This window comes from bacterium SCSIO 12741 (assembly GCA_024398055.1).
GTDB lineage: Bacteria > Bacteroidota > Bacteroidia > Flavobacteriales_G > Salibacteraceae > SCSIO-12741.
In genome coordinates, this window is record CP073749.1 from 1660897 (window position 1) to 1684484 (window position 23588).

A 23588-nucleotide genomic window follows, 5' to 3' on the forward strand; every position below is an offset into this window, starting at 1 on the left:
CTAAAAAACTGATTTACAAATAATTGATCTTAAAATATTAGGAATGTTCCACGTGGAACTATTTGGTAAGATATACGAGAAGTACCGAAATATCGGCAGGAGAAACACCCGAAATTCTGGAAGCCTGACCCAAATTTTTGGGTTGAATTTCAGTCAACTTTACCCGAGCTTCCATCGATAAGGAAGAGAATGAATGATAGTCAATTCCTTCAGAAATTTTGATGTGTTCCAACTTTTGAAGTTTATCGGCCATCTCCTTTTCCTTGTTTATATAACCCGAATACTTAACTTCAATCTCCGCTTGCTCCAAAATTTCGCCTTCTCTGCCAGGAAAAATTTTGAGCAAATCTTGAACACCATTCTCCCGTTCAACAATATCCGATAAGGAAATTTGAGGTCTCGAAAGTAAGGCTTGAAGCTTGATTTTTTGCTTTAGTGGACTCGTATTCTTCTCAACCAAAACATCATTATAAACATCCGGTTGAGCACTTTCCTTACCCATTAACTCCAACAACTCAGCAGTACCAACCTTCTTCTGATCTAATCGACGCATACGTTCATCTGATGCCAACCCAATTGCATTTGATCGCTCAGTTAATCGAATATCCGCATTATCCTGACGGAGTAAAATTCGATACTCCGCTCGTGATGTAAACATCCGATAGGGTTCTTCTGTGCCTTTCGTAATCAGATCATCGATAAGAACACCAATGTAGGCTTCATCCCTATTCAATATAAAAGGATCCAATCCCTTTACCTTTTGATGGGCATTAATACCAGCCATCAATCCTTGACTCGCCGCTTCTTCATAACCCGTAGTGCCATTGATTTGACCAGCAAAATAGAGGTTATCAACCAACTTCGTTTCCAAGGTGTGATTCAACTGTACAGGAGGGAAATAGTCATATTCTATCGCATAACCAGGTCTAAATACACGAACATTTTCAAACCCAGGAATGGAACGCATTGCATTAAACTGGACGTCTTCCGGAAGAGAAGTACTGAAGCCATTTACATAGATTTCTACCGTATCCCAACCCTCTGGCTCAACAAATATTTGGTGCCGGTTTCGCTCAGCAAAACGCTCAATTTTATCCTCAATCGATGGACAATAGCGCGGCCCAATCGATTGAATACGTCCATTAAACATGGGAGAACGATCAAACCCTTCTCTCAACAAATCATGGACTTCTTGATTCGTATAGGTAATGTAACAGCTCCTTTGTTCGGGTAGCGATTTATCCGTTAGATAAGAGAACACACCCGGGTTTTCATCACCTCTTTGTTCCTCCATCTTCGAATAATCAAGACTTCTTCCATCTACTCTTGGAGGTGTTCCCGTCTTCATTCGGCCACTTTCAAAACCGAGTTCATTAAGTGATTCCGTAATTCCAACAGCCGCTCTTTCACCAGCTCGACCACCACCGAAGTTCTTTTCTCCAATATGGATCAATCCATTCAAGAACGTCCCACTGGTAAGAATTACCGATTTGGATCTTATTTCGATTCCTAAACTGGTCTTGACTCCACAAACTTTTCCATTTTTAGTCAAAATACCCACTGCCATATCCTGCCAGAATTCGACGTTAGGTATTGATTCTAAAATTTTACGCCACTCAGCAGAAAAGAGGTTTCTGTCATTTTGAGTCCTCGGACTCCACATCGCAGGACCCTTTGACCGATTGAGCATCCTAAACTGGATCGCCGACAAATCACTTACAATTCCAGAATATCCACCGAGTGCATCGATTTCACGAACAATTTGGCCTTTTGCAATTCCACCCATAGCCGGGTTACACGACATCTGAGCAATTCTACCCATATCCATCGTGATCAATAGAACCTTTGAACCTAGATTAGCCGCAGCGGCGGCAGCCTCAGAACCAGCGTGGCCAGCTCCAACAACTATAACGTCATACTCTGGTAACATGATTTTCCCTTTAATGTTCCACGTGGAACATTGTGCCTTTTCAGGGCTGCAAATTTAGGCATTTATCCTCCTGGTCGCGCATTTCGGATTCTTGCTCAGGAGTCTTGTCCTGGAAGCCCATGAGATGCAAGACACCATGAATCATTACACGGTGCAATTCACGCTCGAAGGGTTGATCCAATTGCAAAGCATTATCACGCACTCGATCTATACTAATATAGAGGTCTCCTTCGAGGTCTTCACTTTCCGGCTCACTATTATCAAAGGTGATAATGTCCGTGAAATAGTCGTGATTCAGGTACTTCTGATTGATGTCTAAGAGGTAGGGATCGGAGCAAAAGATGTAATTGATGTGCTCAATGGAAAAGGAGTTTTCCTGAACACATTTTTCTATCCAATTTTGGATGTATTCCGGTTTATCTATCTGAAAATCAATATCTTCAGAGTAGAATTCAATCTTAGGCGGGTTGTTCATTCAGGTTGAAAGTTATTTCCATGACCTTACCCTGATCCTTAAATTCTAATTCATCAGAAAGGTTCCTAATTAGGAAAATTCCTCGTCCATTTACTTTTTCCAAATTCTCTGGCAAGGTAGGATCTGGTATGTTTTCATAATCGAACCCGTTTCCCTGGTCCTGGATAACAAATTTCAACCTGCTCCCGTCGATATCGTATTGAAGAACTACTTCTTTTTCGGGGTCCGCATTGTTACCATGATTGATTGCATTGGTAGCACCCTCAGTCAATGCGATGAGAATGTTTCCAAAGAAACGCTCGTCGATTTCTTCAAAATCGCAGATGTTGGTAACAAAGCGTTCCACGATATCCAGATTTTCAGGAACCGAAGAAAAGCTAATCGTTTTTTTCATCAGCTACAAGTTGTTGTAATACTCGTTAACTTTATTCTTGTAGAAAGGTTTCAAATTTAAGGGAATACTTTCCAATAATTCTAATTGCTTCTCTTTCTCTTGTTTGTACTTTTCTAACATCTGCTGTTCTTCGTACAGATTATCGGCAGTATTAGATTCTCTTTTATTGTCAAATTCCCGCTCCCGCTCTGCCTTTTCAGACTCCAACAAGCGGCTCATAATTTCTTCCTGACGACGAATACTTTCTTGAGTTAATTGTTGATTTAATAGATCTTCTTCGTTCTGTTCCATCAACTCCTGCAATTTTTTCAAGCCAGCACCACCATTTTGACCTTCCATTTGCTCACTTAAACGTCTCAATTCATTTCTAATTGCAGACTGTTCTGCGGCCATTTTAGCGATTTGTTCGCTCATCTGGGACCCACGCCCAGATTTATTTCCCTGACCCTTTTTTTGGCCACTTCCTGGCTTCTTACCATTCTGTTGTTGCTGCTTCATCTGCTCAGCCAACTTTTGCATCTGTTTACTCAGCTGTTGTTGCATTTTCTTTAGGTCACCCATCTTAGGCATTCCGCCTGATCCTGGTTTCGAACAGCTCTTGTTACCAAACTTCTTTTCGGCCATTTGCTTCTGCGATTGTTGGATACTTTCATCCAGCAGTAGAGCCAAATTGTTTACCGAAGTCATCACCAATTGCTGGCGACTCAGGGTTTCCGGCAATTTCCGATCAGCCATGTGTTTGATCGATTTTTCCAGGTTGCTGTTTATGGCCGAAATTTCTTTGTTTACCACCGATTGAATCTGAATGTTGCGCTTGGATAAGGCAAATAGACTGTCTTCAATCATTTTGGCGTTGTCCTTTAATCTCTTTTGTTCTTTGGTCAACTCCGTAAATCGGGGATCGTTGGGTTGTGTTTTCTTGGATTCATCAATCAACGATTCCTGATCAAAACTCAACTCCAATAGATTTTTTCTCAACCGACGCAGCGCTTCAATATCCTCTTGTTGCTGTTCTTCTTGCATCTGTTGTTGCAAGTCGGATAGCTTCTGTTGCATTTTCTGCATTTGCCGTTCCGCTTGCTGCTGGGATTTTTGCGCTTCCTTTTTCTTCTGCTGCTGCATTTGATCGGAGGCTTTTTGCATCTGGTCTTTAGCCTCTTTTTTCTCCTGATCTACATTCGGAAGGTTCTGTTTATTCTCGAGATCTTTGTTCAACTCCTCCAGCTTCTCCAATTCCTTTTCGAGATCCTCCATCTCCTTATTCAGGCTATCTTGTTCCTGCTTCAAGTCTTCGCTCTCTTCATTCTTGTCAGCGGTTTTTTCTCGCAGTTCTTCCTGTTTCTTTTGAAGCTCCTTTAGGTCTTCAATAGTCTTATTGAGTTTATCCTCAAACTCCAATTGCTTGAACAACTCCAGGCTTCGGTCAAGTTCTTTTTCAAGATCCTTGTTGGACAGTTCCATCTTATCCAACTTATCCTGCATCTGGTTTTTGTTCATTTCGTCCATCATCTTCTGGATTTCTTCGAGCATTTTTTTCATCTCTTCATCCATCACTTTTTCCAGAAGTTCTTCGAGTTGTCTTTGCTTTTCCATCAAAGATTCATCCTGCTGGCTAAACTCTCGCTGACGTTCGTTTCTCTCTTTGTTTTTCTTTTGAATTTCTTCAAAGGAATTGCGCAAATTCTTTTGCTTCTCGAGTAATTCATTGAGCTGTTTCTTTTCTTCCCAACTGATATTTTTCTTTTCAATCAGTTTACGATTCAGCTTGTCAATTTCTCGTTTAATGTCTTTGGCTTCTTTTAGACTGGCCTCCAAGTCCTTTACAATTTCTTCCGCCTTCTGATCTGCTTCTTCGCGGATTTCTTTCTTACCTGGCATTCGGTAAAACAACGAGTGTGTTCTGGCCGATTTAGGGGAATGAATGGCATCGTTGTCCCAAACCTCAAAGTAGTACTCGAGCTGATCCTCCATGGCCAATTCCAGATTCTTCAAATTCCAAGCGTGAAAAAACAGGTGGTTGTTCACACCTTTTGGCAACAGAATTTCCTCCTGCTTCCAATTCTCCCCACCATTTTTCCGGTACTTAAACCACAATCTGGTAAAACCATAGTCGTCGGTAATCTGGCCTTTGAAATAAAAGATCCGAGTAGCCAGGCTATCGCTCATTTTTGAAACCTGAATTTTTGGGTATTGATCCTTGATCACTTTTACGTGAACCTTAAGTGAATCATGCAGACTTACTTCACTATTGGACGGAAAGAAAGTTAAGGTTTCCAGATTGGATGCAATTCTTGAAAAAGAATAAATATCCTCTCCTTTACGATTTACCTCAACAAGGGAATCGGTTGTTTTTACCTGAATCGTTCCGGTGTGACGGGTTTCAAAATCCCAAGTGAGTTGGGTTCCTTCTGGTACAAATAGTTCGGTTACGTCCTTTAGGGTTTCAGCTTCGCGACCGATGTACTCCGGGTATTTCACATCCAGCGATATACTTCTAAAAACCGGACGAGGCATTACGTGCAGTTCATAAGAATTGGATTCATAACCATTGGCCGAAAGGTTGAAGGAATTACTTTCCTGCAGATTTCTTAGGGTGTAACTAAATACACCTATTTCCTGGCGGTTCATTTTATAACGGTTACCCTTCCATTCAAAATAACACTCAGCCGGAATTTCCTCTCCTTCAGTTCTCACGACAATTTCAGCATCCTGATCTTTGAGAAAGCTGAGGTTTTCATTCTGTAATATGAAATCGAAGGGTTTGGGTTTTTCAAAAGTTTCGTCGTATTCCAGAATTCTCTCCGTACTATCTGTAATTACGCTAGGAGACGCAAAAACTAAAATCAAGAGAGCACCTAAGGGTACTGCAGCAAACTTGAGGTACTTTTTGTTCTGGGATAAATCAATGGCTTTATAAAAAGCAATGGGTTTCAGTTCTTCAGCTCGTTGATCAATACTTGCTTCAATCAACAACCGGTTGGTATCCGACAATTCAACCAGCTTTTGGAGCTGAAGGGTATTGGTTAATTTATCTTTTACCTGAGGAAAATGTTGACCAATCAATTCAGCAGCTTGTTCGGCTGAAATAACCTTACCCAGTTTATATAATCGGGTGAGGGGAATAACTACATAGCGTACCAGGATATATCCATTTCCCAACCAAAAGGAGAAAAACAAAAAGGTCCGGATTCCAGTACCGAACCGGCCAAAATGCTCCAAGGTAGTTACCCCAATAAAGAACAAGGTAAACCAGGCCACAAAAAAGATGATGCCCTTAACCAGTCGATTGGTGTAGTACCTACGTACAAACCGGTCTAATTTTTTGAGTATGAGCTCAAAGTTTGATGCCATGTTTTCAACTGTGTAACCTACGAATATAGCGACATTTTAGGTTGACCATTGGTTTTAACAATCCTGTTAGTACTTCTTAACTTAAAATGAGAATCCATATTGTGAATCTCAAAATCCAAACCTTCGATAGAGCGCTTCATGGAATAGGAATCAAAAATTATCTTTGCAGCCCAAATTAAAGGCGTTGAAAATGGAAAATGTTCGAGTGCGATTTGCCCCCAGTCCGACTGGACCCCTTCACATGGGTGGAGTAAGAACGGCATTGTACAACTACCTGTTTGCTAAAAAACACGGTGGAACTTTTATTCTTCGAATTGAAGATACGGATCAAACCCGCTACGTTCCAGGAGCTGAAGACTATATCGTAGAAGCTCTGGATTGGTGTGGATTACTTCCTGATGAAAGTCCTTCTCAACCCGGTTCTTTTGGTCCTTACCGCCAAAGTGAACGTAAGGAAGCGGGAATGTATCGTCAGTTTGCAGATCAGCTGGTTGAAAATGGCCACGCCTATTATGCCTTCGATACACCCGAAGAGCTTGACGCGGTAAGAGAACAGGCCAAGCAAATGAAAATGCCGAATTGGCAATACAACAGCATTACGCGTAACAGCATGCGAAACTCCTTGACCTTGTCGAAGGATGAAACCCAGCAGTTGTTGGATGAAGGAACTCCGTATGTAATTCGTTTAAAAGCGCCCCGAAATGAAGAAATCCGTATCGATGATTTGATTCGTGGCTGGGTAGTAGTAAATACTTCCAACATTGATGACAAGGTTATTCTAAAAGCTGATGGAATGCCTACTTATCACCTGGCCAATGTGGTGGATGATCACCTTATGAAAATTACCCATGTAATTCGTGGGGAAGAATGGTTGCCTTCTGCACCTACGCACGTTTTACTATACCGTTACTTGGGATGGGAAGAAGAAATGCCTCGATTTGCTCACCTTCCTCTTATCCTAAAACCAGATGGAAATGGAAAATTGAGTAAACGTGATGGAGATCGTTTAGGCTTTCCTGTATTCCCATTGGAATGGCATGCTGGTGATGAAGTATCAAGTGGATATCGTGAAAAGGGATATTTTCCAGAAGCCTTTATCAATATGTTGGCCTTTTTGGGTTGGAACCCAGGTGATGATCGAGAGTTATTTACCCTTACCGAACTTATCGAAGCTTTCTCATTAGAAAGAGTGGGTAAAGCTGGAGCCAAATTTGATGCTGACAAAACCAAATGGTACAACCAGCAATACCTACGCAAAAAAGATAAAAACGAGTTGGCTGCTTTGGCCATGCCTTTGGCACAGCAAGCTGGTTATGATGTAGATGAAGTTTATCTGGCTCAGGTATGTGAATTGATGAAGGAACGAGCTACATTTATTAGCGATTTGGTTTCCGAATCCTTCTATTTCACGGCGCCCACGGAGTACGACGAAAAAACCCGTAAAAAGAAATGGAAAGAGGATACTCCATCCATTATCGGGAACCTACGTCAGATTTTGGCCGATCTTCCGGAATTTAATGCTGAATCAATTGACGCTGCTTTCCACCAGTTTTTGGAAGCCAATGGTTATGGCTTTGGTAAGGTAATGCCTGGATTCAGACTCTTGGTTACCGGAAAAGGAATGGGCCCTTCTATGTCTGAAATTTCTGCTCTTTTAGGAAAAGAAGAGGTATTGAATCGGATTGATACAGGATTGAACAACCTGGCCAATGCTTAAAGTTTCCGTTCACGAACTGGAGATTAAAGCCTTCCACGGTGTATATCCGGAGGAAGCTGAAAACGGAAATACTTTCTTGATCAACATAGATGTTTGGCAAGATCAAAATCGGGGTGTTATTAGTGATCAGGTGGAAGATACCCTGGATTATACCCAATTGATTGAACTCGCTGAAGCCGAAATGGCGCAACGATCTCATCTTTTGGAGCACGTTGCACAGCGAATTATTGATCGAATCAAAAAACAATTTTCACCCATTAATCGAATTAAGGTTCAGATTACCAAATGCTATCCACCCATTCCTCAAAAAACCAAAGGGGTGAGTGTAACATTGGAAGAGTGATTTATTAACTGAGTTTATTACCTTTGCAGACCTTACAAAAAAGGGTCTCGTGGCCGAGTGGCTAGGCGCTGGTCTGCAAAACCATGTACAGCGGTTCGAATCCGCTCGAGACCTCAACATGAAAAACGGGTGCGATCTAATGATTTCACCCGTTTTTTTATTTCTATTTGTTTGTATTCAAATCGCCCTAAAACGCTAGCTATGAAAAACCTTTTCCTATCCCTTTTTACGGTTGCCCTTGTTCTCAGTAGTTTTATTGGAAATACCTGTACCGGCATTCGATTGGTAACCAAAGACGGGGGTGTTATTTACGGTAGAAGTATGGAATGGGGAGCTTTTGATCTAAATTCAAGAGTGGCCATTGTTCCCCGAGGATACACTTTTACAGGCCTCACTCCGGATGGATTTACTGGAAAAACCTACCAGGCAATATACGGAGTAGTGGGATTGGATATGCTACACAAAGACCTCATTGCCGATGGAATGAACGAAAAAGGACTAACAATCGGATTGTTTTACCATCCTGGATTTGCCAAATACCCAGAATTTGAAAAGACTCAGGCAACCAACACTATTTCTGCTCAGGAAGTTCCCAATTACATCTTAACTCAATTTGCCTCGGTGGAAGAAGTAAAAACAGGAATGGAACAAGTTAAAGTCGTTGGCGTGGTAGAACCCAAACTAGGAATCATTGTAGAAGGTCATTGGATGGTGAGCGATGCATCCGGCAATTCCATAGTGATTGAATACAATGAAGGGGAATTAAAAATTTTTGATGCTCCCTTGGGTGTAATTACCAACGCGCCTAATTACGATTGGCACCTTACCAACCTTCGAAACCACATCAACCTATCCATGTATTCTTTGCCTACCAAAGAAATTGAGAGTTACAGTTTTAGTCCACTTGGAGCTGGATCTGGAATGACCGGATTACCTGGAGACAATACTCCTCCTTCAAGATTTATTAGAGCCGTAGCCTGGTCTCAAACCGCTCGTGAACTTCCAAATGCGGAAGAAGCTACGTACGAATTGTTCCGAATTTTAGACAATTTTCAACTTCCTTTAGGTCCCGATGGAGCGGAAGGATCCAGTGAAAAAAGCAATAATGATCTGATGCGCTCGTCCACTATTTGGACTACTTCTTGGAACATGACGGATCTCAAGCTGAATTTTCATACCCAGCACAACCGCAGGTTACGTCAGTTAGATTTAAAGAAGATTGATTTTTCTAATATGGGTGATGAAATTGTTCATATCACTATGGATGAAAAGAAAGAACAAGACATCCTGGAAATTGGTCCTGGTTTGTAGGCAAATTAAAATACTTTGAGGTCGATAAACACCGGTAAGTGGTCACTGTATCCACCATGGTATTTCATACCGATATAGGTTCGGTAAACCTTAGTACCGCCATGCTTCTCATCCCGCTCAATTAGAAAAGGAGCTGAAAATATTTGAGCTTGTTTGTTTCGAACAACAAGGCCCTTGGATTTGGTAAGCATAGGTGCACTCACAACTACCTGATCCAAAACAGCCCATTCACTTTGGTATTTGTGAGTGCCTTGATTCTCCAATTTATCAAACATCATGTTTACCAGATCAGTAGAATCAAGATTAGTCGTATCCAATTTGGCATTGAGTACCTCTTTCATGCTTTTGTCCACTGGCTGATCGTTGAAGTCGCCCATAATTAAAATTCGTGCAGAAGGATCTTCCGATTGGATCCGATCCACCTCTTGTTTTAATACCCGGGCAACATGCATTCGGGCTGGTTGAGTTTCTAAATGCCCTCGCCATCTACTGGGCCAGTGATTGATAAAGAGGTGCAGGGTATCTTTTTCCAGTACTTTGAATTGAGCGTATAGAATATCTCGGGTTTTGTAAGCACTATCCCACGGAAAGGTTATTGGAATGGGTTTGGAACTTAGCAGCTCAACTTTTTCAGCCCGATAGATAAGTCCCACATCAATTCCCCGTCGATCCGGCGATTCAAAGTGAACAATATCATAGTTGTTCTTCGATAATGGAGTTTCACTCAATAGCTGCTCCAGTACATAGCGGTTTTCTAATTCACAGAATCCGGCGATTTCAACAGGTTCCCAACCGCCAACCGCCATAACCACTTTACTTAACTTGTTTAGCTTATCGTAAAAACGGTAATTGTTCCAATAATGATTTCCCTTTGGAGTAAAGTCCTCATCCCGCTTTAAGGAATCATCGTAAGTATCAAAGAGGTTTTCAACATTGTAGAAAGACACGCGAATGGCATCTTCTCCACGAGGAAAATCATTGAATGATTCCGGTAATTTATCGTAATAGGTTTGGCCCGAAACCAGGGAAACAATTCCCAATAAAATAAGAAGCGAGCCGAAGGATTTCACAAGACTAGTGGTTCATTGGAATTTTAGCCACACGATCAGCATGTCTACCACCTTCAAAAGACTCCGCTAAAAAGGCGTGAACAATTTCCTTCGCCTTATCTACTTCCAAATATCGAGCAGGAAGTGCACAGATATTAGCATCATTGTGTTGTCTGGCTAATTCAGCGATGTCTTTTTGCCAGCACAAAGCCGAACGGATACCTTGGTGCTTATTTGCGGCCATGTTGATCCCATTTCCACTTCCACACATGAGGATTCCTAATTCTACTTCCTTGTTTTCAACAGCATTTGCCACAGGGTGTGCAAAATCAGGATAATCACAACGCTCAGCAGAACCCGGACCGTAGTCAACTACCTCGTGACCCAGTTCTTCCAAGTAACTTTTGATTTCAACCTTTAAATCAAATCCAGCGTGATCGCTTCCCAATGCAAGTTTCATAGATTCCTATTTTGGACAAAAATACATTTACCCTGGCTTTCGGAATCATCAAATAGGAAAGGAAAATTGATTTCTAGGTAGTTTACAGGTAGTTAAGACAGAGTTAACTTTAAGATAGGTTGATTTTCAATGAATTAACAATGGGTTAAGATTACGTTTAATAACACCGTTGATAACCGTTAAAAACTCCTCAAACTTTTTTCTTGCATTATTCCCCTAAAATGTGAATTGACTATTCTGTCGAGGAAATCAAGAGTGAATTGCTTTTTATTTTGAGTACTTATTCACTCTCCGAAATACGTTACTAGGAGTCAAATTCACCAAAACTTTTCAATAATCAACAGGGTGTTGAAATTGTTAACTATTGTGTAAAACCAAAAACCTCCTGCTAATTTTCAAGCCTTTAGAAAAATTAATCTGTTCATTTGATGTTATTAAATTTTGATAAAGCAGAAATCCAATAATTTTGGCAACGACTTTCAAACACTATCAACAGCATAATACTATTACTAATAACTTTTTTAAATATTTAAATAAATAATTGGAGATGTTTAAATCCCTAAGTGTATTCCTTTTTCTGTTTTGTATGATGTCATGGGCCACGGCCCAAAACAAAGACAGTATTCCGGAAATACCGGGAGGAACTTTCCAACAATTCAAATATTCTAGCGGCGCGATTTCTAGCGAGGGTTATTTGGTGAATGGTAAGCCCGAAGGTTATTGGATTACCTATTTTGAAAATGGTGCGGTAAAATCTTCCGGTAGCCGGGTAGATCATTTGCTGTCTGGTAAATGGAAGTTTTATTCCGAAGAAGGTATTCTGCTGAAAGAAATCGAGTACGGAGAAAATATTCGCAATGGTCGTACGCTGACTTATGCATCCGAAGGATTTTTAGAATCTTCTCTGCCTTTTACCCGCGATACGCTGCATGGAATGGCCTATTATTACCACGATGATGGCCGTGTAAGTGAAGAAATACCCTACGTGTGGGGCAAGAAACACGGCATGGCTTACGGCTACGATCGTACCGGCAAAATCATTTCCATGGTGGAATACAAAAACGATTTTGTGTACAAACGGGAGGAACTTAACCGACGTGATACAACCGGCCAAAAAGAAGGACTTTGGAAGGAATTTTACGAAGACGGTACGGTAAAATCAGAAGGAAAATACCGGAACAACAAGAAGACCGGATACTGGAAAGAATACAACCCAAAAGGGCTGTTGATCAACACCCAGAAATACATGGATGGGCAACTGGATGAAGATTCAGAAGAAATTGATTTTCTGGATATTCGTACCACTTTTCATTCCAATGGAGAAATTTCTTCCATTTGCAATTACAATCCTGCAGGACTTCGTGAAGGTATTTGTAGACAATTCGATACGGCCGGAAATGTAGTTGCTGCACAGGTGTATCGCGCCGGAAATTTGATGGGTGAAGGATTGGCTGATCAGGATGGAATTAAGTTCGATCACTGGAAGGAGTATTACGAGGATGGAAAGCTCAGAGCTGAGGGAATCTACGACAAGGGATTAAAAACCGGAGAATGGATTTTCTATTACCCCACCGGAGAGGTAGAGCAGAAGGGATCATTTACCAAAAACGAGTACTACGATGGACACTGGGAATGGTTTTACCCAAGTGGACAAGTTTGGCGCGATGAGTATTACACCTACGGCATCGAAAATGGACCCTTTGTAGAATACTCCGATTCTGGAACGGTGCTCTCTGAAGGGGAGTATGTGGAAGGAATGGAGGAAGGTCCATGGGTTTACCAAGTGCATGATTACAAGGAAACTGGCGAATATGTCAATGGTCAGCGCGAAGGCGAATGGGTGCACTATTACAACAATGGTGTGGTTCGTTTTCGGGGAAAATATGAATCAGGTTTGGCCGTGGGTAAGCACCGGTATTACTACCCAAGTGGACGTAAAATGCTGGAAGGAAAATACGAGTACGGTTCCAAAGAAGGATATTGGATTCGCTACAATGAGGATGCTTCCATTCTGCTCAAGATTCAATTTAAGGATGGTAGGGAGAAGAAATATGACAATGTAAAGATCAAATAGTATCCTACCCTCAAATCTGAAATTAAAGCCTTAAAACCACCCTTAAAATCGATTTTTATATTTTGGTCGTCGAACCCTATACGATCAACATGAAATATCTTTTGTTTGGAACCCTTTTTCTGACCATTTCTTTGGTTTCCTGCAAACCCGAAGCTTGTATTGATGCTTCTTCCAATGAAGTGCTTGTAGGTGAGCCTGTTGTTTTCAATTCTTGTTCAAAGCGCACCAGTGGTGTGGACTGGGAATACGAAGTCTATGATTCCTATTGGGGAGTGCAGACAGAGTATGAATACGAAAGTTCATTTTCGCATACTTACAATCATCCTGGGTCTTATCTGGTGAAATTAAAAGCCTATTCCCGAGATGGATTGGGAGTTGGAAATCCAACCATGGCAGAAATGAGAATTAACGTGGTGGATAAATGCTACCTATGCACCAAAGGAAGCATTGTAAAACGGCTTTGTGGTTCAAATGTGGATCCCTATTTCGATTCTCTGGATGAGGAAGTTAAACACCACCAGGAAGAAGGGTATTCCTGCCAGCTCTATTGAGGCTTAAATACGCTTAATGCTGCATCCCAAAGCTTCGGTGCGGTTGGGATCGCAAGGTTTACCGTTGGCCAGATTTTTCAACGCATCGTTTAAGTATTCAGCCTTTACTTTTTTGGCGCTATTCACATTGTCATCAATCTTTCCTTGATAAACCAATTTCAAGTCTTTGTCAAACAAATAAACATGTGGTGTGGTGCGAGCTCCAAAGGCATCAGCCATGGCTGATCCGGGATCCAAAACATAGTTCATTTTGTAGGCTTTTTCCTGGGCTCTTTTGATCATTTCATCCATGGAATCATCACCGGTTCTTTTAGCCTCATTGGAATTGACCAAAACCATTCCCATCTCATTTTTTTCACAGGTTTCAAACAAGCCGTTGTAGCGACCTTCCCAGCCTTCTTTTTCACCATGACCTATCACAAATGGACAGGTGTTGCAAGAAAAAATAACGAGTAATCCGTTACCCTTTTTTAGGTCCGTCAAGGAAAAACTTTCTCCCGAAACATCTTTCATTTTTACCTCAGCCATCGGTGCAACAGCACCAATTTCCAAGGCTTTCATTTCTTCAGAAACGATGGCTTTTGGAGCACCAGCACTTGGGTAAAATGCAGCAGTGACTAATCCGGCAAATAAGGCGATTGAAGCTAAAAGGAGAGAGTTAACTTTCATGATAAAGGGAGAATTAAAAAGATCAAAAAATCAGCTCCATACCTTAGTTCCCTCGGTACAATTGGTGCAAATGTCAATAGACTTTCTCGATGTCAATAAGTTCCTGCGAAAATCCAGGTAAGGATCTGAGGTCCAAATGTCGTAAAAACTTTGATTCGAAAGATTACCTAATTGATGTTTGGCGTCTTTGTCAAAACAACAAGGAACAATTCGGCCATCCCAGGTGATTACACAACCCTGCCACATTCTCCAGCAGTGGTTGAGTAGAGGGTTTTTGATCTGGTATTTTCCGTCTTTTCCTTTTTTGTAGCGGGAGTATTTTTCTTGGGTAGGCATTAATGGATTTCCATCCTCGTAATCATAGAGTTGAGCCGTTTTTATTTTGGTTTCATCCACTCCTAAATCCTTACCCAATTGCCTCACTTCTTCCACTTGATGTTCGTTGGGACGAACCGCTAAAAATTGAAAGATGATGTAGGGTGTTTTACTCTTGAGTTCTTTTTTCCACCGAACCAGATTTTTGGTTCCTTCAATCACCTTATCCAGTTTACCATTTACCCGGTATTGTTCATAAACATCCTGGGTACTTCCGTCGATGCTAATGATGATTCTATCCAGTCCGGATTCCACCGTTTTACGGGCAACCGAATCTCTCAAAAAATGAGCATTGGTCGAGGTGTTGGTGTAAATACCCCGATCGGAAGCCAGTTTTACCAAATCCAAAAACTTGGGATTGAGGTAGGGTTCGCCTTGAAAATAAAAAGTGCAATACGTCAATCGATCACCCAGTTCATCCAACACTTTTTGAAACATACCGGTCTCCAAATTACCGGTGGGTCGGGTAAAGGAACGTAGACCACTTGGGCATTCCGGACAACCCAGATTGCAAGTAGTGGTAGGTTCAATAGAAAGAGAAATGGGTGCACCCCAAGGCTTGGGTGAGCGGGTAATTCTGGAATAGTAATAACCAACGAAAACCTGAATGGCATTGAACAAACGCCGCGGGGTAAGTTTACTCCACAGGTTCAGTGCGTCTGCCAATTGGGCTTTGGTCAAAACAAAGGAGAATTATCCATTGTTAGCCGCAACACTTTTTACCTGAATGTTTTCCACATCGCGGTCAAACAGGTACAATCCACCTTTGTCGTTTCCGATCAATTTGAGTTTATCCAAAATAGTGCGGGCTAAAGCTTCTTCTTCAATTTGCTCCGAAACGTACCACTGCAGGAAGTTGTGAGTGGTGTAATCTTTTTCTTGCAGACAGAGGAAAACCAATTCGTTAATCTTTTGGGTAACCAATTCTTCGTGGCTCAGCAAGTTGTCAAACACCTCTTGCAAGGAATTGTAATCCGTTGAGGGTTGATCCAAAGCTGAAACTACCGCATGACCACCGCGCTCGTTGATGTACTGCATAAGCTTAAGCATGTGCATTCTTTCCTCATCAGAGTGAGCATACATAAAAGTAGCCGTGCCATTAAATCCTTGATTCTCAGCCCAACTGGCCATAGCAAGATAAAATTGGGAAGAAGCCGCTTCCAATCGTACTTGTTCGTTTAATGCGTCCTCAATCTTCTTAGCGAGCATAGTGTGTGTTTTTAGTAAAAGAAAACCTGGAGTGATTTTCTACGTCAAAATTATGTCTACTTTTAAAACTTTGCACATAATTTGTGGACTCCTGCAGGAAAAATAGCGGAAAAGAGGGAATTTGGAATAAATCTACATAACAAGATTGGGGAGAAAGAAGAAAAAGCAGAAATCAGGCGCGGATAAAAGTATTGGGAATTACATCTTATCCATATTTCACGACACTCCCAACAAGCCCTACAATTACAGGCAGATGGCGCGTCGTATAAGCCTGAATACAAAAAAGGGGAAAAGCATTGTTCAGCATAACCTGGAGAAATTGGCCCAACAAGGTATGTTGGTAGAAATTCAACCCGGGCAATACAAACTCAATTACGTGACTCAAGTGGTGGAAGGATTGATTGATATGACTTCCAAAGGCTCTGCTTATGTCATTGTGGAGGGTATGGAGAAGGACGTTTATGTGCCAAACCGTAGAATTGGTAAGGCCTTGAATGGAGACCGCGTAAAAGTGGAAGTATCCAAGGAAGGAAAAAGTAAACTGGTAGGCACGGTACTCGAAGTGGTGGAACGCAAAAAGACTGTTTTTGTGGGAACCATGGAAATTACGGATCGTTTTGCCTTTATGATCGCCGATGATGATAAAATGCCGGTGGATATCTTTATTCCTAAATCCAAATTTAACGGAGCTAAGAATGGGCAAAAGGTCATTGTTCAAATGACAGATTGGCCTGAAAAGGCATCCAGTCCTTTTGGTCGGGTAGAAAAAGTACTTGGATATCCAGGAGATAACGAAGCCGAGATGAATTCAATCTTGGTGGAATATGGATTTCCCCTCGATTTTCCAGAACATGTTAAGCTTCAGGCAGCCCAAATTCCGATGGAAATTCCTAAATCGGAAATTGAAAAGCGGGAAGATTTTAGAGAGGTTACTACCTTCACCATCGACCCGGTAGATGCTAAAGATTTTGATGACGCCTTGTCTTTCCGTTCCCTCGAAAATGGGAATGTGGAAGTGGGCGTACATATTGCCGATGTAACCCATTATGTGAGACCAGGAACGGAGCTGGAGAAAGAGGCTGTTGAGCGAGCTACTTCGGTTTATCTTGTAGACCGGGTGATTCCCATGCTTCCTGAAGAACTTTCCAATGTGGTTTGTTCACTTCGTCCGAATGAGGACAAACTCACCTATGCCTGTATTTTCGAAATGAACGACCAGGCTGAGGTGGTTAATTACCGAATCAAAAGGACCGTAATACACTCCGATAGGCGATTTACCTACGAGGAAGTACAGGAAATTTTGGAAGGAAAAAAAGGCGATTACGAAGAGGAATTGCACAAGCTGAATGACCTCGCTAAAGTCCTTCGGGAAAAGCGAATCAAAAAGGGATCCATTGCCTTTGATAAAGTAGAAGTAAGGTTCCAATTGGATGAAGAGAAAAAGCCTGAAGGTGTATTTCTTAAAGTTCAAAAGGATGCTCATAAGCTGATTGAAGAATTCATGTTGCTCGCTAATCAAACCGTGTCAAAATCGGTAAATGGTGGGCAAACTAAAAAGGCTTTTGTTTATCGGGTACACGATAATCCTGATCCGGAAAAGTTGGCCGTTTTCTCCGAATTCATTCGAAAGTTTGGCTACAACTACAAGTTTTCGTCAGGCAATGTGGCTTCCAATATGAACCAGTTGCTCAATGAAATTCAAGGCAAACGGGAAGAGTCCATTTTAGAAAATCTGGCCATTCGAACCATGGCTAAGGCTGAATATTCCACCGATAACATTGGCCACTACGGATTGCATTTTCAGTACTACTCTCACTTTACCTCACCCATCCGCCGGTATCCGGATATGATGGTTCATCGCTTGTTGGAATACTACGAAACCAATAGCAAGTCGGCCAATGAGGATGAGCTGGAGCAGTTGTGTAAGCACAGTAGTGAAATGGAGCAACGGGCTACCAATGCTGAACGCGATTCCGTTAAGTTTTTCCAGGTGCTGTACATGCAGGATACTGAGGGAAAAGAATTTACCGGTGCCGTTTCCGGAATTAGCGAATGGGGTATTTACGTAGAGCTCGAAAACAGCTTATGTGAAGGTATGATCCGACTCAGGGAATTAGACGACGATTACTACTACTTCGATGAGGCCAATTTCCGGGTTCTTGGACATAACTCCAAAAGCGAAATTAACCTGGGTGACAAGCTTGTAATCCGCGTAAAATCGGCAGACCTATCTCGTCGACGTCTGGATTTTGAACTGGTAGAAAAGCTCGAGCAATAGCTTAGTGTGCTTCCAGCCAGTTGTGGCCAAATCCGCTATCCACAACCAGTGGAACGACCAGCTGAACAGCTGAGGCCATTTCTTCTTCCACCAGATTTTTGATCAATTCTTTCTCTTGGTTAGGAACATCAAAGATCAATTCATCATGTACCTGGAGTAACATTTTGCTTTCTACTTTTTCATCTTTCATTCGACGGTGAATGTTGATCATCGCCTTCTTGATGATATCTGCTGCCGATCCTTGAATGGGGGCATTAATGGCAATTCGTTCGGCTTGAGCTCTAACCGTATGATTGGAAGAATGAATGTCTCTCAACCTTAATTTTCGTCCCAAGATCGTTTGACAAAATCCATTGTCACGAGCCTTTTCTATAGAGGCATCCATGTAAGCTTTTACACCCGCATATTTGGTGAAATAAGAATCAATGATTTCTTTAGCTTCCGTCCGACTAATGTTGAGGTTTTGAGCCAAACCAAAAGCTCCCTGTCCATAGGCAATACCGAAGTTAACCGCTTTGGCCTTAGAACGCATTTCACGAGTTACCTCATCGAAGTTTACCCCAAATACTTTGGCCGCCGTGGCTGCGTGAATATCCTCTCCATTTTTAAAAGCTTCAATCATTCCCGGATCTTCACTCAAAGCCGCCATAATGCGCAATTCTACTTGACTGTAGTCCGCAGAGAGGAGGATAAAATCTTCGTTTCTGGGGATAAAAGCTTTTCGAATTTCCCGCCCTCTTTCCGTTCTCACAGGAATGTTCTGCAAGTTGGGAGCTTCTGAACTCAATCGGCCGGTAGCTGCAATAACCTGGTTGTAGGTGGTGTGAATTCTTCCGGTATTTGGATTGACCAATTGAGGTAGGGGATCCACATAGGTGTTTTTCAATTTGAGTAGTTCCCGGTAGTCCAAAATCTTACCTACTACGGGGTGCATGGCATCCAGCTTTTTGAGGACGTCCTCACTTGTCATGTATTGACCCGTCTTGGTTTTCTTCGGATTGCTATCCACCTTGAGGTGATCAAACAGAACTTCACCCACTTGTCGGGGAGAGGAAATGTTGAACTCCATGCCGGCTAGTTCGTAGATTTCTTCCTTAACGTTTAGGGCATCCTTACCCAGGTTTTCACTGAGTTCGCTGAGGTTTTCCGTATCCAATCGGATTCCTTCTTCCTCCATATCCGACAGCACCGAGATCAGCGGAGTTTCCACCGATTTCATCAAATCCATCTCGTTTTCTTTTTCCAACATCGGTTGGAATTTGCGCTTGAGCCGAAGTGTAATATCGGCATCCTCGCAGGCATAATCCGAGATGTTTTCCTGAGGAATATCCCGCATCGATTTTTGCTTTTTGCCTTTTGGACCAATGAGGGTGGTAATGGAAACCGGCTGGTAGTTCAAAAACACTTCGGACAAATAATCCATACCATGTTTCCGAATATCCGGCTCTAGCAGATAATGAGCCACCATGGTATCGAAAAGAGGGCCTTTTACGCGCACATTATACTTCCGAAGTACCAGAATATCATATTTCAGGTTTTGGCCGATTTTTTCTACGTTTTCGTCCTCAAGAATATCGCGGAATTCATCCACAATGGCCTGAGCTCCTTCGAGGGTATCAGGCACGGGTACATAAAAGGCCTCATAGGCGCTTACAGCAAAGGACAATCCTACCAGTTCAGCCAGTAGGGGATTGGTACCCGTAGTTTCTGTGTCGAAGCATATACTCTTTTGCCCGCGAAGAATGTAGAGTAAGGATTTCCGTTTTTCCGGAGTATCTGTAAAGTGGTATTCGTGCGGTGAATTTTCCAGGTTTTTGATTTCCGAAGATTCTTCTTCCAGGGTTTCTTCAGCAACATTTGGCTCTTCTCCACCAAACAAAGACATTTGATTTCCGGAAGAAGCTGGCTTTGCCGGAGCTTGAATTCGAATTTCTTCGCCCAACAACTTTTTGGAAAGGTTGTTAAATTCCAGTTCGGTAAATAGTTCACGAAGTTGATCCTTGTTCGGATCTTCCATGATCAATTTATCGGGTTCAAAGGCTACCGGGGCATCCAGAAGAATGGTAGCCAGTTTTTTAGAAAGGAAGGCGATGTCTTTGTTCGCCTCTACCTTTTCCTTCATTTTTCCTTTGAGCTCATGGGTGTTTTCATACAAACCTTCCATGCTGTCGTATTGCTGAACCAACTTGGCTGCTGTTTTCTCACCCACTCCTGGTATTCCTGGAATGTTGTCTACAGCATCTCCCCACATTCCCAAAATGTCGATTACCTGTTCCGGACGATTTACCCCAAATTTTTCGCACACCTCAGGCACACCCCAAACTTCAGGAGCACCGCCACCACGGGCCGGTTTGTACATGAAAATGTTTTCTGACACCAGCTGGCCAAAGTCTTTATCCGGGGTCATCATGAAAACAGTGTAGCCTTCTTTTTCAGCCTTTTTAGCCAAGGTTCCAATTACATCATCCGCTTCGTATCCGGCGGCTTCGAGTAGGGGAATGTTAAAAGCCTCAATTAAACGACGGATATAGGGTTCGGCTACTTTGATATCTTCTGGAGTAGCGTCGCGGTTGGCCTTGTATTCGGAGTATTCCTGAACACGTACATTGGGTGACTTGTGATCGAATACCACAGCCAGGTGCGACGGCTTTTCCCGGTTAAGAAGATCGAGTAAGGTGTTGGCAAATCCAAAAACCGCTGAGGTATTCATCCCTTTGGAATTGATCCTCGGGTTTTTGATAAAGGCATAGTAGGCTCTGAATATGAGTGCGTAGGCGTCTAGAAAAAACACCTTTTTGTTTTCGTCTTTGATCTCCATGAACCGGGGTGTTAAGTGAGCTCCGAATTTACAGAAAATCACCGGGTAGATGTAGCTGCTAAAAAGGCTATTTTAGCGAGTTGTGATTGCCTGGCTAAAATACCGTGTAGCTCAAAACCGGGGCTTGTATCTGGTATTGATTCTGTTTTGGATGATAGCCTTGTTTTCTTTGAAACTTCCCCATCACCAAAAAGGAAATTGGTACGGTGTTCTCCAAAACGATGCTTTGGGTTATTATTTGGGATTACCCACGCTGTTCATTTACCAGGATTCCAATTACGATTACCTCTTTGAACCGACCTTTAATGAAAGGTACGGTCAAAATTTTACCTATGCCGTAAAGAATACAGCCGACGGGAAACGATATACCAAATACTATTATGGTACCTCGTTGCTGCAACTGCCCTTTTTTCTGGGAGCAGCTGCTTTTGCCTGGGTTTCCGGTTATCCGGTTGATGGCTTTTCCCCTCCCTTTCAATGGAGCGTTATGCTGGCTGCCTTGTTTTATTCCCTGCTTGGAATTTATTTTCTCAAGAGGTGGTTAAAATTGATGAACCTGTCCGATAATTTGATTTATCTGACCCTCATAGGGGTGTATATGGGTACTTGCCTCTTCAACTATGTTTTCAACGAATCGGGCTTTAGCCATGCTTATGCCTTTTTTGCAGTATCGGCTTTTCTGTATTTTCAAACCCGGTGGTTTAGGAAGGGCGACTGGAAATATCTGGCTTGGGCAGGATTGAGTTTTGGATTAACCGTGGTTATACGGCCGACCTCCGGTTTGGTCCTATTGATATTGCCGCTTTTGGCCGGTGGTTGGCGCGATCTCTTTCAAAGCATTCGATCCATTCTCATTTCACCTTGGGGATGGCTGTGTATTCTTCTTCCGGTTCTTTTGTTGGGAGGGCAGTCGTTTTGGTATTATTGGCAAACCGGTTCCTGGTGGATGTGGTCATACGAGGGGGAGAGTTTTGATTTATCCAACCCTAATTGGGGACCTTTTCTCTTCGGATTTCGGAAGGGGTTGTTTGTCTATACTCCCTTGCTCTTTTTGTTGTTTCCAGGGGTGATTCGCCTTTGGAAAAACAGCCCTCGATCGGGAGTAACATTCGTTTTGTTTTTCGTAGTCAATACCTGGATTCTATCTTCTTGGTGGTGCTGGTGGTATGGAGGGAGTTTTGGTATGCGATCTATGATTGACTTGTTTCCCGTTTTTGCTCTTCCTCTGGCTTTGGGATTACAGGTTATTCGGCAGAGTATGGGTCGGGTGATGGCCGTTGGAATCGTATTGCTTTTTGTGGGTTTAAACCTGTTGCAAAACTACCAGTACGTAACCAACATCATCCATTACGATGACATGGATGATACCAAGTATTGGCAAGTCTTTTTAAAGACCGATGGATCATACCGATGGCTGAGTTCAGATCCACCTGAATACCTGAGAAATCAGGTAATTGATTCTGTAAAATGCTACTACACAGATTTTAACTACCCATCTCCCTATTTTGAGAACAAACAACCCGAAGTATGGTTACCTCATTCGCCTTTTCAGAACAGAATGACCAGCTGCAAGGTAGATCGATTGGCTCCTTATGGAGGTCAAATAAAATTATCCACGGATTCCATTAGAGACAATCGTTATTCCCTGGTGATGCAAGTAACCTTTGATGCCTTGTATTCACGACCCGACCTTCAAGCAGTAGCGGTGGTGGGCACTCAGAAGAAAGGTGGTGGAGGCAGATGGATGTCTCGTAAGTTAACGACCAGTGCCCGGGAACAAAACGTGTGGAATGGAGCTCGATTTGAGTATAAAATTCAATCGCTTGAAGAAGATGAGGAAGGCCTCTATTTCTTCTTGCTCAACGACTCAAAAGACCCCGTTTGGATAGACCATTTACGGGTCAATTTTTACTACGTACGGTATTAGATAACCATTTCAGGAACGTCAGCAGGAACTTCCAATTCACCTGCTGTGGCCTGAACGACTTCCTCAACACTTACTCCAGGAGCTCTTTCCACCAAGCGGAAACCGCCTTCCGGTTTTACATCGAGTACGGCCAGGTTGGTCACAATTTTCTTTACACAACCTACTCCGGTGAGTGGAAGAGAACATTCAGGAAGTAATTTAGACTCTCCCTTTTTGTTGGTGTGCATCATGGCCACAATGATGTTTTCAGCCGAAGCAACCAAATCCATGGCACCACCCATTCCTTTTACCATTCGACCGGGAATTTTCCAGTTCGCGATATCGCCCTTTTCAGAAACTTCCATAGCTCCTAATATGGTAAGGTCCACATGCTTTCCACGGATCATAGCGAAAGAAGTAGCCGAGTCAAAGAATACCGCTCCAGGAAGGGTAGTAATCGTTTGTTTACCTGCATTGATCAAATCGGCATCTTCAGAACCTTCTACGGGAAACGGGCCCATACCCAACAAACCATTTTCCGATTGAAATTCTACATCAATATCTTCAGGAATGTAATTGGCCACCAAGGTGGGAATACCAATTCCAAGGTTTACATATTGACCATCCTGAACTTCTCGTGCGATTCGTTGTGCGATACCGTTTTTATCTAATGCCATG

General features: G+C 42.4%; 18 protein-coding genes and 1 tRNA gene. 8 read left to right on the forward strand and 11 right to left on the reverse strand.

The annotated features are described in order from the left end of the window. Positions 1-58: 58 nt before the first annotated feature. From mnmG to KFE98_07115, 4 genes are read right to left on the reverse strand one after another with little or no spacing between them, the layout of a single operon-like run. A complete protein-coding gene (mnmG, locus tag KFE98_07100; GenBank protein UTW63897.1) occupies positions 59-1930 on the reverse strand; it encodes a tRNA uridine-5-carboxymethylaminomethyl(34) synthesis enzyme MnmG in 1872 nt (623 codons plus the stop codon). A 40-nt stretch (positions 1931-1970) separates the two neighbouring features. After that, on the reverse strand, positions 1971-2405 hold the full coding sequence (gene ybeY / locus KFE98_07105) for an rRNA maturation RNase YbeY (GenBank protein ID UTW63898.1): 435 nt from the start codon (positions 2403-2405) through the stop codon (positions 1971-1973). Next, the gene (locus tag KFE98_07110; protein ID UTW63899.1) at positions 2389-2799 is read right to left on the reverse strand and encodes an ATP-binding protein; all 411 of its coding nucleotides are present in this window, start codon (positions 2797-2799) and stop codon (positions 2389-2391) included. Before KFE98_07110 ends, ybeY begins: the two co-directional genes overlap by 17 nt. A 3-nt stretch (positions 2800-2802) precedes the next feature. Further along, on the reverse strand, positions 2803-6150 hold the full coding sequence (locus tag KFE98_07115) for a hypothetical protein (GenBank protein ID UTW63900.1): 3348 nt from the start codon (positions 6148-6150) through the stop codon (positions 2803-2805). Positions 6151-6340: 190 nt separating this feature from the next. On the opposite strand from KFE98_07115, the gene KFE98_07120 reads away from it, so the two are divergent. From KFE98_07120 to KFE98_07135, 4 genes are all read left to right on the forward strand, one after another. Continuing rightward, entirely contained in the window at positions 6341-7867 is a 1527-nt protein-coding gene (locus KFE98_07120; protein ID UTW63901.1) for a glutamate--tRNA ligase, read from the forward strand. Then, complete coding sequence (folB, locus tag KFE98_07125; protein UTW63902.1) at positions 7860-8210, forward strand: dihydroneopterin aldolase; 351 nt, start codon at positions 7860-7862, stop codon at positions 8208-8210. The genes KFE98_07120 and folB overlap by 8 nt, the downstream gene beginning before the upstream one ends. A gap of 43 nt (positions 8211-8253) precedes the next feature. Then, positions 8254-8324: transfer RNA gene (locus KFE98_07130), tRNA-Cys, on the forward strand. 87 nt (positions 8325-8411) lie between these two features. Next, a complete protein-coding gene (locus KFE98_07135) occupies positions 8412-9521 on the forward strand; it encodes a choloylglycine hydrolase family protein (GenBank protein ID UTW63903.1) in 1110 nt (369 codons plus the stop codon). Positions 9522-9526: 5 nt separating this feature from the next. Here the strand turns inward: KFE98_07135 and KFE98_07140 are convergent, their stop codons facing one another. Further along, a complete protein-coding gene (locus KFE98_07140) occupies positions 9527-10591 on the reverse strand; it encodes an endonuclease (protein UTW63904.1) in 1065 nt (354 codons plus the stop codon). Positions 10592-10595: 4 nt separating this feature from the next. Next, a complete protein-coding gene (gene rpiB / locus KFE98_07145; protein UTW63905.1) occupies positions 10596-11030 on the reverse strand; it encodes a ribose 5-phosphate isomerase B in 435 nt (144 codons plus the stop codon). A 547-nt stretch (positions 11031-11577) separates the two neighbouring features. Here rpiB and KFE98_07150 point away from each other — a divergent pair. Further along, the gene (locus tag KFE98_07150; protein UTW63906.1) at positions 11578-13104 is read left to right on the forward strand and encodes a hypothetical protein; all 1527 of its coding nucleotides are present in this window, start codon (positions 11578-11580) and stop codon (positions 13102-13104) included. Between the two features lie 89 nt (positions 13105-13193). Then, the gene (locus KFE98_07155) at positions 13194-13655 is read left to right on the forward strand and encodes a PKD domain-containing protein (protein UTW63907.1); all 462 of its coding nucleotides are present in this window, start codon (positions 13194-13196) and stop codon (positions 13653-13655) included. A gap of 3 nt (positions 13656-13658) precedes the next feature. Here KFE98_07155 and KFE98_07160 read toward each other — a convergent pair whose 3' ends face one another. Genes KFE98_07160 through KFE98_07170 form a run of 3 tightly spaced genes read right to left on the reverse strand, consistent with a single transcriptional unit; the run spans position 13659 to position 15908 of the window. Further along, entirely contained in the window at positions 13659-14324 is a 666-nt protein-coding gene (locus tag KFE98_07160) for a redoxin domain-containing protein (GenBank protein ID UTW63908.1), read from the reverse strand. Positions 14325-14354: 30 nt separating this feature from the next. Then, the gene (locus tag KFE98_07165) at positions 14355-15380 is read right to left on the reverse strand and encodes an SPASM domain-containing protein (protein ID UTW63909.1); all 1026 of its coding nucleotides are present in this window, start codon (positions 15378-15380) and stop codon (positions 14355-14357) included. Between the two features lie 12 nt (positions 15381-15392). Then, a complete protein-coding gene (locus KFE98_07170; GenBank protein ID UTW63910.1) occupies positions 15393-15908 on the reverse strand; it encodes a ferritin in 516 nt (171 codons plus the stop codon). Between the two features lie 145 nt (positions 15909-16053). On the opposite strand from KFE98_07170, the gene rnr reads away from it, so the two are divergent. Then, a complete protein-coding gene (gene rnr, locus KFE98_07175; protein ID UTW63911.1) occupies positions 16054-18186 on the forward strand; it encodes a ribonuclease R in 2133 nt (710 codons plus the stop codon). Between the two features lies 1 nt (position 18187). On the opposite strand, the gene polA is transcribed toward rnr, so the two are convergent. Further along, the gene (gene polA, locus KFE98_07180; protein UTW63912.1) at positions 18188-21004 is read right to left on the reverse strand and encodes a DNA polymerase I; all 2817 of its coding nucleotides are present in this window, start codon (positions 21002-21004) and stop codon (positions 18188-18190) included. Positions 21005-21086: 82 nt separating this feature from the next. On the opposite strand from polA, the gene KFE98_07185 reads away from it, so the two are divergent. Continuing rightward, positions 21087-22931, forward strand: a complete 1845-nt coding sequence (locus KFE98_07185) for a hypothetical protein (GenBank protein ID UTW63913.1) — start codon at positions 21087-21089, stop codon at positions 22929-22931. On the opposite strand, the gene KFE98_07190 is transcribed toward KFE98_07185, so the two are convergent. Next, positions 22928-23587: a CoA transferase subunit B gene (locus KFE98_07190; protein ID UTW63914.1), complete on the reverse strand. Its 660-nt coding sequence runs from the start codon at positions 23585-23587 to the stop codon at positions 22928-22930. The two genes, KFE98_07185 and KFE98_07190, sit on opposite strands and share 4 nt — an antisense overlap. Between the last annotated feature and the right edge of the window lies 1 nt (position 23588).